Here is a 14473-nt window from a genome sequence, read left to right on the forward strand (position 1 = left end):
GGCTAATAGCCTCTATTACGCTAATAGCGCTTTATTCAGCATGGCGCCGACGGTGTATTTCGGGTCGACCATGTTGCCCAGCCGCACTTTGCCGCATTGGCTCAGTAGCATGTAGGCATCCCATTGTTCGAAACCAAAATCGGCCACCAGCCAGTAAATCAGGTCACGATAAGCAATGCGGGTGGCATCCTCTAACGGGCGCGCACTGCCGATACTCATGATGGTTTCGGCGTTCTCCATTCGTGGCCAGGAGAGTTGCCAGTTCTTAATCAAATCCACTTTGATGGTGGTAATTGAGGCGAATTCCACTGCGGTGCCGCAAATCTCACCATCACCCTGACAGGCATGAGCATCACCAATAAACAGGCGGCCTCCGGGGGCGCGCACTGGCAGATAAGTAATACTTCCCGGCCCGATATCCGGGACATCCATATTCCCGCCATGATTATCCGGCGTGAGTGAATTGATGGAGTCAATTTCTGGCGACACACTCAGGGTGCCAATGTGAGGTTTATAGGGCAGGGTGTGGCGCTCGCTCCAGTAGACCTTTTCGCTGTCGAGCTTAATCATGCGCACTTTTTCTGGCAGCGGGTCATTGAGCATGGCGGTTAGGTCTGTTCCGGTCAGCCCGCCAAAATGGGGGATCATGGCGCAGATGCCGTGCGGATTAACGCCACGCGGCAACATGGATTCGATATAAACCGCAATCACATCCCCCTTCTCGGCACCATTGACCATGATCGGGCCATTTTGTGGGTTGAGAAAGGGCATTTTGAGCAGTTGGCTCGGAATATCTTGCTCTGAGCTAATGGCACCTTCAAAGGCATCGCGGGTATCAACAATCACCCGATCACCGGGTTCAATGGTCAGCACCGGTGTTGAGTAGGGGCCGATAGTATAGTGAAACTCTTTTTGCATCTCTTCGGTCAGATGATGGGTCACTGGTTTACGCCCAGCACCAACACCGCGTTTGACCATGATTGATTCTTCGAGCCATTTCATTAGCAATTCTCCACGTAATATACTCGTCATACTTCAAGCTGCATGTGCATTGGCTGCCATCACTCACCCAATTTATTGAATTATTTCAAATTATTGGATTCATTTTGTTGCCGCCTTCCTGTAACTCAAATTATTTAGGGTATAGAGGCATCCGGTTACAAAGCCAGATGACGGCGCATTAAAAGATCATCAGAAAGTTGTTGTTGGGTCAGGTTTTCTACTATTTGGCCTTTGTCCATCACCGCGCACCGTTGTGCGGCCCGTTGGATCATGGCGATATCCTGCTCAACCAGAATCACTGCCACATGCAGTTCGCGGGCAATGCGCACCAGGGTATCGGCAATGATATGGACGATAGAGGGTTGAACACCTTCTGAGGGTTCATCCAGCAGTAACACTTTGGGTGAGCCGACCAAGGCTCTGGCGATAGCCAATTGTTGTTGCTCGCCGCCACTCATGGTGCCGGCTTTTTGTTTGAGTCTTTGGCGCAAGATGGGGAAGTAATCCAGCACCCGTTCCAGCACGTCTTTAGCAAACTCACGGTGTTCTCGCACAAACTGCATACCGACTTGCAGGTTCTCTGCCACCGTCAGGCCCGCAAACACTTCACGCCCTTGCGGGACGTAACCGATCCCCAAGCGAGCACGGCGCTGCGGTGAGGCTAGGGTGATATCAGTCTCGCCCAATAAAATGCTGCCTTGTTTCGTCGGTACCGCACCAATTAAGGTGCGCATCAGTGTGGTTTTCCCCACCCCATTGCGGCCAATCAAACCTAAGACTTCTGCAGCGTGCAGTTGCAGTGTTACGCCATTAAGCACTTGCCCACCGCCATAACCGCCGGTCAGCCCTTCTATTTGCAACACCACGTTATTCATACCGCTTTCCCCAAATAGATATCCGCCACATCCTCACGGGCCAGCACGTCGGTGGCATTACCGTCAGCAAAAACCTGCCCGCCATGGAGGACCGTGACTTGTGAGGCAATCTGGCGCACGAATGTCATGTCGTGTTCCACGACCATCAGCGTCAGACCATCACTCTGCATTTGCTTAATCAGCTCGCCAGTGAGATAGGTTTCATCAATAGATAAGCCCGCCACCGGCTCATCAAGCATTAGCAACGTCGGTTGCAGCGACACGGCCATCGCAATTTCCAGCCACTGCTTTTTGCCGTGAGACAAGTTACCGGCCAACTGATGGTATTCAGCGCTGAGCTTAAAGCGTTCGAGTAGTTCATCAACACTGACCGCTTGTGAGCGAACCTCTGGGCGTAAGTGGCTGAGCGACAATTGCAAATGTTGCTCAACGGTCAATTCAGGGAAAATACCGGGGATCTGAAACTTAATACTCATGCCCATCCTGATGCGCTGAAACGGCGCTAAAGTATTCAGCCGACGATTGAAGAAACGGATATCCCCATCACTTGGCGTATGTTCGCCAGTCAGTAATTTGAAAAAGGTACTTTTACCGGCGCCATTCGGGCCAATGACACAGCGCACTTCACCGCGACGTATTTGCAAATCGACCTTATTGATAACCTGAATGCCACCGAAGCGCTTACTCAGCCCACGGGTTTCGAGGATCAGATCCTGCGATGCCTGATTCATAGCGATTCCCCTTTCTTTTGACGTGCAGCAGACAAGCGGGTGATTTTCTCTGCCAGCCAAGGTAATAGGCCATTAGGGGCGGCCAGCACAACAAACAGCAGAATGGCGCCCAGCAGGATCATGGCGTATTCGCTGCCATAGATAGCCAACCATTGGGATAACCACACCAGCAGGGCAGTGATGACGACCGTGCCGAAAATGTTTTTACGCCCAGCGGTCGCTACCCAGATAACCGGCATCGCGGCGGCGGTTAGCCCCATGGAAGAGGGAGTAATGTAAGAACCCCACAGGGTATAAAGTGCACCGGATAACCCAGAGAGCACGCCACCCAGCACGAACACCAGTAATTGGTAGCGGCGGATATCAATACCGAGCATTTCTGCCCGACGTGGGTTCTCACGGATAGAGGCCAGTGTCAGGCCAAAATCAGAGCGTAATAAGCGCCGAACAGCCCAGTAAACCCCCGCGAGTAGCACAATAATCAGGTAGTAGAACGCATTGCCTTCCAGTGTCAGTAATTCGCCGCCAAACCACGGTAAGGAGAGTGGCGGCATACCTGACATACCATTAAACCCATTCAGTCGTGCGCTGCCGATAGCCCATTGCGGGCCAGCGGTCTGGGACATAAAGGTTTCCAATACCAGCGTGAAGGAGAGCGTCACAATACCGATAAAAATACCGGTCACCCCGCCGTAAAACATTAGATAACCCAGTGCCGCCGCTACGGCAGCAGCCACCAGCAATGCCATGACCAGACCTGACCAGGTGGAGAGTACCCCATCGCCAAAATTCAGCGTCATCACGCCATAGGTGTAACCGGCAAGGCCAAAGAAGGCGGTCTGCCCGAAAGATAAAATGCCGCCATGCCCCCACATTGCTGCCAATCCGATGGCACAGAAGGTCCAGAGTAGGAAGTAGGAGAAGTCGCCTATCATGGCGCTATCGACCACTAACGGCAGTGCGAGTGCACCGGCCAGAATTAACAGTGCCGCCAGCCGGGTGGTGGACGGCGTGCGTTGCTTCACCGTCGATAAATTAACAGAGGTCATTGTCACATTAGGCTCCTAGCGGTTACGGGTAAACAGGCTGCCAATACCGTTAGGCAGTAAGCGGATAACCAAGACAGCGGTGACCAGTAAGCCAATTTGCCCCGCCAGTTGCCCATACCAAGAGTTCAGCCCGGTTTGTATCGCACCTAAGGCAATCGCTGCAGGAATGGTGCCAACAAGTACATTGGCGCCACCGACCACCACCGAAACAAAGGCTTGAACAATAAAACTGCTGCCCATGGTGGGCACGGCGGTTAGCGTCGGGGCATAAATCGCCCCTGCCAGCCCCGCCAGCCCTGCGCCCAGCGCGAATGTCAGGGTATAAATACGATCAGTTTCTAACCCCAGACAGGAGGCCATGCGGGCGTTTTGAATGGTAGCTCTGGCACAAACGCCGTAATTGGTGTGGAAGAACAGCCAATAGAGCACCATTAATATGGCAATGGCGAAAAAAGGCAGTAATGCGCGGTAAGTGGCAAACGAGTATTCGCCAAGGGTAAAGGAGCCGAAAGGCGTAGACAGCCCCTCCAGTGATGGGCCGGCGATCAGCAACATACTTTGCTGCACAATCAGGCTGATAGCCCACGTCGCTACCACCGAATCATACAAGCGGCCATAGAGATGGCGCACCACAAGGCGCTCGACCACCCCGCCGAAGAACGCCGCCGCTAAGGTACCGGCGAGCATGGCGAAGGGCAGTGGCAAGCCAGCTTTGTTCATCAGGATGGTGACATAAGCACCACACATAATGAATTCGCCGTGCGCCAGATTTATCACGCCCATCATGCCAAAAATAACCGCCAGCCCCAGTGCTGCCAGCACCAGATAGGCGAAGTTATCGCCAAACTGATAAATCACCGAATAGAGAAAGGATAGCGTTAACATCGTTTGGCAATCCCTGGTGTCCTGATTGACACAATTGAAAATGGATAACACAGGGAAGCCCGCACGAGGCGGTCACTTCCCTACAAAATCGCCTGCTGTAGCGGATAAAGTCCGCAGACTGGCGGGGCGACTGCACCGATGGGCGCTCCGGCGGCGCACGCACTTGTATTTGAAACTAAGAGGGACCCATTCGGCACATCTCCCTGCTTATCAACTTTGTTATCGGCCGAATAAATCAGGCTTTTTTCGGTGGAGATGATGGGGTGTATTGGCTGTTATCGGGTTTCACCGGTAAATTACAACCGGCTTCACCTAACCAATAAGGTTTGATATCCGCCCACACTTTAGGGATCTCGATTGAGTGGTCATCTTTGACATGAGCCAAATAGATGGTGTGGCTCAAATGATGGCTTTTCGGATCGATACAAACTTTCCCTGAAGGGCCGTCGGTACAGATATCACCACTTTCCAGTGACTTACGCACGGCATCTCGATCGGTACTGCCCGCTTTCTCCACGGCTGCTTTGTAGAGATAAACTGCGTCGTAGGCATTGGCCGCTTCCTGATTGATGTACGGTTCATTCGGGAATTTGGCGTGGAAACGCTGTTTGAAATCATTACTGGCGGGGCTATCCACCTCTTCAATGTAGTTAGCCGTGATATACATATCTTTCAGTGCCGGCGCTTTAAAGCGTTTGTGCTCATAAGCCTGGCCGACGTTAACCGAGCTACCCATCGGCAAGTTCAATTTTGCAGCGGCTTGTTGTTCGTAATAAGAGGATTGGTTCGCCCCGACCAGTAAGGTCATCACGAAATCAGGTTTGGCTTTCTGGATGTTCTGAATGGTTTGACCAAATTGCGAAACACTCAGCGGGATAAACTCCTCACCCACCATGGTGCCGCCATTCTCTTCCACAATTTTACGCACCCATTCAGCCGAGATTTGCCCAAAGTTATAGTCGGCAGCAATGGTGTAAACTTTTTTGCCGTACTTCTCCATCATCCACGGGATCAAAGTTGAGAACTGTTGTTCAGGCACGGCACCGGTGACAAAAACATTGGAGTCACACACGCCGCCTTCATACTGATTGTTATACCAATAGAGCTGTTTTTCGCGATCCATGATCGGGCGGATAGCTTCGCGTGAGGCACTGGAAAACGCCCCGAATATCACATCCACTTTGTCATTTTTAATTAAGCGGCGAGCCATTTGTTGAAAGCGGGTGTTATCGGATTGCGTATCGTATTTGACCAACTCGATTGGGCGTCCGAGTATGCCGCCTTTGGCATTAATTTCTTCTACTGCCAGTTCTGTGGCATGAATTTTGGGGATAACCGGTAAAGCAAAGTTACCGGAAGCATCTTCCAATAAACCAATTTTCACCGGTTTTTCTGCCGCTATCGTCATACCTGAGTAGGTCACGGCAAATGCAGTTGCCAGCGCGATTGAGAGTGCAGCGTAATGACATTTTATTCTTGACCGTTTTATTCTGGACATAAGTACCCCTGATATTGGTTAAAAAAGTGGGTCTGAAAAAAAGCCAAAAAAAAAGCCCGGCAAAGTCAGATGACATTGCGAGGGCTCTATTGCCATAACCACAAGCCGACAACGTTGGCGTTCTTGCGGAGAAGTCAGGGTCACTATAAAAAGTAATCAGAGTTATTGTCAACGAAGAATTTTCAATAAAAATCAAATAGTAAAATTGAAATTCGTTGCACTAAATCAGGGCTTTACGTTGCACGGAAATGGTTCATTCGTTTGGGGCAGGCTGTCGGCGCTAACTGTGGATAATGAAAAGCAAAGTGGCGATATTATCCATGCAGAGCATCGTGAAGAGAGTGATGGCGGTTAATAAATTGCACCAGTGGGGTGCTTAAAAACTATTCGAAATTTTATCTGCTTTTTATCTGTAAACTTTTTATGTGTAATAAACCCAACCCCGGTGAAACCACCGAGGTTGGATTTTACTGTTAACCGCAGCGGTTACATCTTGATGCCTGGATCTGTTGGAAGAAATCATTACCTTTATCATCTACCAAGATAAAGGCTGGGAAGTCTTCCACTTCAATTTTCCAGATGGCTTCCATACCCAGTTCAGGGTATTCCACACACTCCAGACTCTTAATGCTGTTTTGTGCCAATACTGCGGCTGGGCCACCGATGCTGCCCAAATAGAAGCCGCCGTGCTTGTGACAGGCATCGGTCACTTGCTGGCTACGGTTGCCTTTTGCCAGCATGATCATGCTGCCGCCGTGGGATTGCAGTAGATCCACGTAGGAATCCATGCGGCCCGCTGTGGTTGGCCCGAGGGAACCTGATGCATAACCTTCCGGTGTTTTGGCCGGCCCGGCGTAGTAGATTGGATGATCTTTAATGTATTGCGGCAAACCTTCGCCGTTATCCAACCGTTCTTTTAATTTGGCATGGGCAATATCACGGCCAACAATAATCGTCCCACTCAGTGACAGGCGGGTTGATACCGGATACTGGGACAGTTCTTTTAAGATATCAGCCATTGGGCGGTTAAGGTCGATTTTAACCACTTTGCCTTCGGTACTCTGGCGCAAATGCTCAGGGATATATTGCCCTGGGTTTTGCTCTAGCCTTTCCAGCCAAATCCCTTTGCGGTTAATCTTGCCTTTAATATTACGGTCGGCAGAGCAGGAGACCCCCATCCCGACAGGGCAGGATGCGCCATGACGCGGCAAACGCACCACCCGCACATCATGAGCAAAGTATTTGCCGCCGAACTGTGCGCCTAAACCTAAGTCCTGTGCCGCTTCCAGTAGCTCTTGTTCCAGCGCGGTATCACGGAAAGCTTGCCCGTGCTCATTCCCTTCAGTCGGCAGGCCGTCATAATATTTGGTTGAGGCTAACTTGACGGTCTTGAGAGTGCTTTCAGCCGACGTCCCACCAATCACAAAGGCGATATGGTATGGCGGGCAGGCCGCGGTACCCAAGGTGCGCATTTTCTCTACCAGATACTCTTTCAACTTGCCTGGGGACAGCAGCGCCTTGGTTTCCTGATACAGATAGGTCTTGTTGGCTGAACCGCCACCTTTGGTAACGAACAGGAATTTGTAATCCTCGCCTTCAGTGCTGTACAGGTCGATTTGTGCTGGCAGGTTGGTGCCGGTGTTCACTTCTTGGTACATATCCAGCGCCGCATTTTGCGAGTAGCGCAGGTTATCTTCAATAAAGGTGTTATACACGCCGCGTGACAGGGCTTGCGCGTCATTGCCACCAGTCCAAACACGTTGGCCTTTTTTACCGACGATAATTGCGGTGCCGGTATCCTGACAGGTTGGTAAAATCCCTTTGGCGGAAATTTCCGAATTACGCAGGAATTGCAGGGCAACATATTTATCATTTTCGCTCGCTTCTGGGTCATCCAAAATAGCGGCAACTTGCTTTTGGTGAGCGGGGCGCAGCAGGAATGAGGCGTCGTGGAAAGCGTGTTGGGCGAGGAGGGTCAGGGCTTCTGGCTCGACTTTTAGCATGTCGTGGCCTTCAAACTGGGTAACCGAGACGTGATTATTACTGACAAGGTAATACTCAGTATCATCTTCCTTTAACGGGAAGGGATCCTGATAGTGGAACGGTTTGTTTGACATATTTTTCTCACATTCAACATCAGTTAGCGAAAGCGTTCGATAACAGAAACAAGCGTTAGTAAACCAAGCCGATATATTTTTACTTTCCCCTTCGAACTTGAAATAGCAAGATTGTTAGCGGCGCTCATTTGCCGCCTACCTGCCACTCTAATCTCTTTGGGGACATGACTTTGGCGATGATCTTACTATAGATTGTCAGTGCGAGGCGACGGCTCCACCCTCTTTATAAAGGGTGGATCTCATTTTCCGCACTTATCGATGGTTCTGGCAGGATGATGGTGGGACACTGTCAGACCCTTAGCATATACCACTGTGATAAGCGTGTATTTTATCGCTAAATTCTGCCTGTGATGCGGCTACATGACTCTGCTTAATGCCTCGGCAATGCACTTAAACTTGTCAAAACGCGCTCTCAATATCCGGTGTTTTTCAGCATTGGGTAGCAGGCGGGTGATCGGCGGCGGGCTGGCAGTGATGGCGTCCTCAAAACCGCGATAATAGCCACTTCCCACTGCCGCACACAGGGCCGCAGCCCGGCAACCGGATTGCTGAATATCGACAATTTCTAATGGCAAATTACTGGCATCACAAAACATTTGCATCCAGATGGCCGAGTGAGTAGGGCCGCCGCTGAAACGGATGCAGTCGGTGTTATCACCCAGCGCCAGAATCTTGTCTTGATGCAACAGATGCGAAAAAACAATCCCCTGATAAATAGCGTAAACAATATCCTGGCGAGTATGGTGCCCGCTCAGCCCCAACAGACCACCGCTAAGATTGGCACTGTAATTGGAGCCGTATAGCCACGGGAAAAACAGCAAATCTTCCGACTTCGCATAACCCAACTCAGCCCATTGATTGAGTGTTTGATAGCTGTCGGGCAAATCTGGTAGGAATTGCTGTACAAACCACGCCAGATTACTGGCGGAGGTTGGGCTGCCTTCGTGAACAAAGTAAGTGCCGGGGATGCAATATTTCCCCCACACATAAGGGTAGTCGGATGGCTGTACGCCTTCGAATACACGAGTCGCAATTGACCAGGTTCCCGCCACGGCACTGAGCTGGTGGCTGTCATGCAAGCCGGAAGTTAACGCCGCACCGACTACATCAAACATACCACCGAATACCGCAGTACCGGGTCTTAAGCCGCAGGCCTGTGCCGCCTGTTGACTGACATAGCCTGCCAGATCCGCAGAGCCAATAATCGGTGCGGTTTTCTCGGCGACTTCCTCAATGGCGAATATTTTCATCAGTTGCGGATCAAAATTGCCGCTGTACTGGTTATAAAGATTACTGCCAGAGATATTAGTCTCTTCAATGGTGAACTCGCCCGTCAGGCGATAACGGATATAGTCATGCGCCATTAACACATAACCGCTGCGGTGATAGTTTTCCGGTTCGTTCTCTTTAAGCCAACGCAGCAGGGCCGCCGGATGGGATGGCCACAGTTGTTGTAGGCTGAGTGCATAAGCTTGGTTTGCTTTGCCTTCTTTTTGCCAGCGGTTAACCAACGCCTGTGCGCGGGAATCGGAAGAAACAATGCCATGGCGCACCGGTTGGCCTTGTTTATCCACCAAATACAGCCCTTTGCCGTGAGCAGAGAAACTGATGCCGTGAATCTGCTCAGCCGATACACCTGCTACCGCCTGTGCATTATTGAGGGTCTGGCGGATAACCTGGCAAGTTGCCGCCCATAACGCCTCCATATTACGCTCACAAAACCCTGCCTGTGGGCTTAGCACCGGCAGAGCCTGCTCTGTAACCGCAATCTCGCCCCCTTCGGCGGTATAAATCCCGGCTTTGGTTACTGTGCCGCCAAGGTCAATGCCGAGAAAATAGTGGCTCATTATGGCTCCTTAGCATGCAGCCGGTAAGGTATCGTTACCCCAACCAGCCAGCCGCATTTTGTCTTCAATCCAGTGGCGGGCATGGATGATGTCTAGTAATGGTTCGGCAGATTTCTCGGTCCACATTTCAATCAGAAAGGTGCCGCGATAGTTCAGACGCCGCAGTGTTTTAAACAGACTAACAAAGTCGACACAGCCTTCACCGAAGGGCACATCACGAAATTGACCAGGGCAATCTGTGGTGACGGCAAAAGTATCTTTCAGATGGATAGCCGCAATTCGGTCAATGCCACTTGCCAGTTCAGAATCCACTTCATTGCCCCACGCGGTGAGGTTGCCAATGTCGGGATACACGGTAAACCATGGCGAGCCAATTTTGCGGTCCAATGCCTTCCACTTGCTGATGGAATTCATAAACTGTGTGTCCATGATCTCTACCGCACACATCACTTGTGCCGCCGCTGCCTGCTGTGCTGCCCATGCCATACCTTGTTCAAAACGGCGGATAGTTTCGCTGTCTTGTGGCTCGTAATAAACGTCATAACCCGCCAGTTGAATGGTGCGAATACCCAGATCTTGCGCCAGCCGGATAGCTTGCAACATGATAGTGTGTGCTTGCTCACGGGTAGCAGCATCACGGCTGCCAAAGGGATAGCGGCGATGTGCCGACAGGCACAGTGTTGGAATTCTCACCCCGGTTTGTTGGATAGCGCTAATAACTGCCATGCGTTCCTCGCGGCTCCAATTTAACCGGGCCAGTCGCTCGTCGCTTTCATCAACCGACATCTCGACAAAATCGAAACCGCAGGACTTTGCTACCGCCAGCTTTTCAACCCAACTGGTGCCCACAGGCAGTGCTTTTTCATAGATTCCTAATGGGTGAATTCGCATTATTCTGTTTTCCCTATTGCCATCTTACTGAAGTGTTTCAATCGGTTATTTTTCATGGCACGTTTGGCTTTCCATTTCTCTTTGAAAAACTTAAAGGCCAGTGCGAAAATAAGTGTGATCCCCCAAACCGCCAGATTGAAGTGCAGGCTGACACCCAGTAGGCTCAGGCCGGTGGCGATGACCTGCAACACCAATAGCGCACAAAACACATGGCTGACTTTCCCTACTCCGCCGAACGGATTAGTCCCCCCCAGCACGATAGCCAGCACGGTCAGTAACAAATAAGAGTCGCCATATCCCATACGTGCTGAGTTAAAACGCGACATCATAATCAGGCCCGCCAACACACATAACAGGCTTGAAATGGAGTAGATGGCAATCATTACGCGGTCAGTACGGATACCACTGAACCAGGTGGCGTTGATATTGCTGCCGCACATATAGATGGTTTTACCCAGCCGTGTTTTACCTAATATCAGTGCCAACAGCAGTGAGGCGACGACAAAAATAATCATCGGGATAGGGATGCCCATCACCACCTCTGATCCCATGCTGCGCACAATGGGCGGCATACCACTGAGTGCTGCCCCTTTGGTCAGATAAACCCCGATCCCGCTGATAATGGTCATGCTGCCCAATGTCACCAGAATCGGGTGCGCACCAATGCGAGCGATCATCAGCCCGGTTAGCGTGCCGATAATGACGGCAATCAGCGCCGCCCCCAGCAAGGCAATCACCAGCCACATCAGTTGTGTCGCGGTGCTGGCATCAGCCGGAACATATTGAATCAGCAACCAGGCCATAAACAGGCCGGTGAGGTTAGCTGTGCCGATGATGGACAGATTTAGCCCGCCGCTGAGCATCGGCACAAACATGGCAAAAGTCAGCAGCCCCAACTCCGGCAATTGGAAAGCGATGCTCAAAAAGGTGTTCTCGGTAAAGAAGTGACCGGGCATAGCCAGACTGAAAGCCAGTGTTGCCAGACAGCAAATACTCAGTAAGCCGGAGATGGTGCCGTCGATATGGAAAAACGTGTTCTTTTTCATAAAAAGCCCCTGTCAGACAAAGCCAACATCAGTTTCTTTGCGTTTCTTGTAATGGGTGACGCAAATGGCGGCGACGATCACCACGCCAATCACAATGTTGACGAAGTAACTGGAAACGCCGATCAGGTTGAGGCCATTTTTCAGAATACCAATGAGGAAGACGCCCATCAGTGTGCCAACGACCGAGCCGCGTCCGCCGGACAAACTGGCACCGCCGAGCACGGCTGCAGCCAGAACATCCAACTCGCCACCCACCAGCGCACTCGGCACCACTTCACTCATGCGGTAGGTTTGCAACATGCCACCGATTGCTGCCGTTGCCCCTAAATAGCCATAGGCGAACAGATAAAGCAGTGACACGCGAATACCGATGCGGCGTGCGGATTCAGGGCTACCGCCGACGGCATATAATTGACGGCCAATATGGGTTTTATTCAGTAGCAGCCAGGTAATTAGGGCAATAACGAGCATAATGACCAGCGGCAAGCCAATCTGGTAACTCTCGCCATCAACGGTAAAGGGCAGAATGGATCGCTGGGTTATCCACCAGTCCGGCAAGTCATAAATACTGTGACCGTTGGTTATCCACATCAGCATGCCAAACAGCACCGATTGCATACTGATGGTGATAATGATGGAAACGATATTTAGATAGTAAATCAGTATCGCATTAACGAAACCGAGCAACACGCCGATGGAAACGGCGATAACCAGGCACAATAGCGGGCTGGCAATCACGTCATTGAGCAGCAGTGATGCCACCACGTATTGCACTACAGAAGCCACGGCGGCAAAGGAAATATCAATACCACCGGTCACTAGCACCACAAAAAGCCCGAGGGCAAAGACGCCGGTGACGGCATAGCTTTCCGTCAGATCCAGCAGGTTTTGAATAGACAGAAACTCACTGCTAAGCAGGGAGAACAGGGCCAGCATAATGACGATAACCCAGGCCAGCCACCCTTCAACGGATTGCGGTTTGAGTCTGCTGATATTAGGCATTGATGGCCTCCGCAAGCTGTTGTTCAGTAATTTGATTCGGGATCAATTCATTGACGATGCGCCCCTGTTTCATGTGCAGGATGCGATCACAGTTGTAATAGGCTTCTGGCACTTCGTCGGAGATAAGCAGCACCGAAATACCGACACCTGACAGGCGGTGGATCAGTTTGTAAATACTGTCTTTCGCACCGATATCGACGCCCACGGTAGGGGAGTCAAGAATCAGTACTTTCGGTTTGGTGAGAATCCATTTGGCCAGCACCACTTTTTGCTGATTACCGCCGGATAAGGTGGACAGTGGGTTATCGGGGTTGATGACTTTAATGTCTAAATCTTTTACCCATTCTTGCACCAGATCCGCTTTTTTCGTTTCATCAATCAGGTAGAGCGGGGTGCGAATACGTTGCAAGATCGACAGCATCATGTTGTCGGCGACCGATTGCGGCAGTACCGCACCGAGTGTCAGGCGGTCTTCAGAGACGTAACCAATCCCCAGCTCGATGGCGCGGGTATTGTCTTTGATGTGAATCGGGTTGCCATCAATAGCAATCTCGCCGCTATCAGGGTGAGTGATGCCAAACAGACTCAACGCCAGTTCAGTGCGCCCGGAACCGAGCAAGCCACAAAGCCCTAATACCTCACCGCGATGCAGACTAAAGGAAATATTCTCAAACTGCCCTTTGCGGCTGAGATTATCTAACTGCAATACTACTTTGCCCAATTCAGCATTCGGTAATTTCTGCTCATGGGTAATGGTTAAACCGGTCATCAGCTCGGTAATCTGCCCCACGGAAAGATCGCTTGCCGGCCAGGTTCCCACTTTCTCGCCATCGCGAATGACGGTAATTCGGTCCGAAATCTCTTTCACTTCATCCAACCGGTGGCTGACAAACACCACGGTGATGTTCTTGTCGCGCAGGTAATTCACCGTGCGCAGCAACTGATTCACTTCTGTTCGGGTGAGAGACGCGGTTGGCTCATCCATAATCACCAAGCGGGCATCAGCAACCAGTGCGCGACAAATAGCAACCTGCTGACGTTGAGCAATAGGTAAGTTTTGTACCAACGCATCGGGGTCGATGGTAAAGGCCAATTCTTGTAAAATCTGACAGGCTTTCTGTTTGATTTTGGTTTTGCTAAACCAACCGAAGTAGCCCTTTAGGTTGTATTCGAAAGCAATGTTTTCTGCCACTGTCAGGTTAGGGAACAGCGACAAGTCTTGATAGATAACCTGTACCCCCAAATCACGAGCGCGATCAGGGGTTAAACGTGGGTATGATTTATCGTCGATAATAATTTCACTACCGTCATCAGGGGCATACACACCACTGATGGTTTTTATCAGCGTACTTTTGCCGCAGCCATTGGCCCCGGCTAAACAGTGCACTTCACCTTTATTCAACGTCAGAGTGATATTTTTGAGTGCCTGATGTCCGCCAAAGCTTTTTGATAGCTCTTTTAGCGTGATAAGCGGCACTCCTTTATCAGCATCAGAAATATTAGTCATAGTGCAGTTCCCCGGAAAACGGC

General features: G+C 50.9%; 13 protein-coding genes. 1 reads left to right on the forward strand and 12 read right to left on the reverse strand.

Translation table 11 applies throughout. From position 1 onward, the window contains the following. Positions 1-15: 15 nt before the first annotated feature. The 6 genes from A6J67_RS08085 to A6J67_RS08110 form a co-directional block, all read right to left on the reverse strand. Positions 16-1002, reverse strand: coding sequence for an acetamidase/formamidase family protein (locus A6J67_RS08085; RefSeq protein WP_032905525.1), 987 nt, complete (start codon positions 1000-1002; stop codon positions 16-18). Between the two features lie 155 nt (positions 1003-1157). Further along, positions 1158-1877, reverse strand: coding sequence for an ABC transporter ATP-binding protein (locus tag A6J67_RS08090; RefSeq protein ID WP_042568494.1), 720 nt, complete (start codon positions 1875-1877; stop codon positions 1158-1160). Next, positions 1874-2608 (reverse strand): ABC transporter ATP-binding protein, encoded by a 735-nt coding sequence (locus A6J67_RS08095; protein WP_032905528.1) that lies wholly within the window; start codon positions 2606-2608, stop codon positions 1874-1876. The genes A6J67_RS08090 and A6J67_RS08095 overlap by 4 nt, the downstream gene beginning before the upstream one ends. Beyond that, complete coding sequence (locus A6J67_RS08100) at positions 2605-3663, reverse strand: ABC transporter permease subunit (protein WP_050072576.1); 1059 nt, start codon at positions 3661-3663, stop codon at positions 2605-2607. Before A6J67_RS08100 ends, A6J67_RS08095 begins: the two co-directional genes overlap by 4 nt. 9 nt (positions 3664-3672) lie before the next feature. Beyond that, on the reverse strand, positions 3673-4542 hold the full coding sequence (locus A6J67_RS08105) for an ABC transporter permease subunit (RefSeq protein ID WP_005181910.1): 870 nt from the start codon (positions 4540-4542) through the stop codon (positions 3673-3675). A gap of 235 nt (positions 4543-4777) precedes the next feature. After that, positions 4778-5944, reverse strand: coding sequence for an urea ABC transporter substrate-binding protein (locus A6J67_RS08110; RefSeq protein ID WP_032905571.1), 1167 nt, complete (start codon positions 5942-5944; stop codon positions 4778-4780). Between the two features lie 301 nt (positions 5945-6245). Here A6J67_RS08110 and A6J67_RS23430 point away from each other — a divergent pair, with 301 nt between their 5' ends. Continuing rightward, on the forward strand, positions 6246-6395 hold the full coding sequence (locus A6J67_RS23430) for a hypothetical protein (protein ID WP_155407342.1): 150 nt from the start codon (positions 6246-6248) through the stop codon (positions 6393-6395). Between the two features lie 118 nt (positions 6396-6513). On the opposite strand, the gene fumA is transcribed toward A6J67_RS23430, so the two are convergent. The 6 genes from fumA to A6J67_RS08140 form a co-directional block, all read right to left on the reverse strand. Further along, positions 6514-8157 carry a class I fumarate hydratase FumA gene (fumA, locus tag A6J67_RS08115; RefSeq protein ID WP_005181917.1) on the reverse strand — a complete coding sequence of 548 codons (1644 nt, stop codon included), beginning with the start codon at positions 8155-8157 and terminating at the stop codon, positions 6514-6516. Between the two features lie 356 nt (positions 8158-8513). After that, complete coding sequence (locus tag A6J67_RS08120) at positions 8514-10004, reverse strand: FGGY-family carbohydrate kinase (protein WP_050296858.1); 1491 nt, start codon at positions 10002-10004, stop codon at positions 8514-8516. Positions 10005-10013: 9 nt separating this feature from the next. After that, the gene (locus A6J67_RS08125) at positions 10014-10895 is read right to left on the reverse strand and encodes an L-ribulose-5-phosphate 3-epimerase (RefSeq protein WP_032905530.1); all 882 of its coding nucleotides are present in this window, start codon (positions 10893-10895) and stop codon (positions 10014-10016) included. Beyond that, entirely contained in the window at positions 10895-11941 is a 1047-nt protein-coding gene (locus tag A6J67_RS08130; RefSeq protein ID WP_042568491.1) for an ABC transporter permease, read from the reverse strand. The genes A6J67_RS08125 and A6J67_RS08130 overlap by 1 nt, the downstream gene beginning before the upstream one ends. Positions 11942-11953: 12 nt before the next feature. After that, entirely contained in the window at positions 11954-12943 is a 990-nt protein-coding gene (locus tag A6J67_RS08135) for an ABC transporter permease (RefSeq protein ID WP_050089274.1), read from the reverse strand. Further along, entirely contained in the window at positions 12936-14450 is a 1515-nt protein-coding gene (locus A6J67_RS08140) for a sugar ABC transporter ATP-binding protein (protein ID WP_050296859.1), read from the reverse strand. Before A6J67_RS08140 ends, A6J67_RS08135 begins: the two co-directional genes overlap by 8 nt. Between the last annotated feature and the right edge of the window lie 23 nt (positions 14451-14473).

It is taken from the genome of Yersinia sp. FDAARGOS_228, from assembly GCF_002073315.2.
GTDB classification, from domain to species: domain Bacteria; phylum Pseudomonadota; class Gammaproteobacteria; order Enterobacterales; family Enterobacteriaceae; genus Yersinia; species Yersinia intermedia.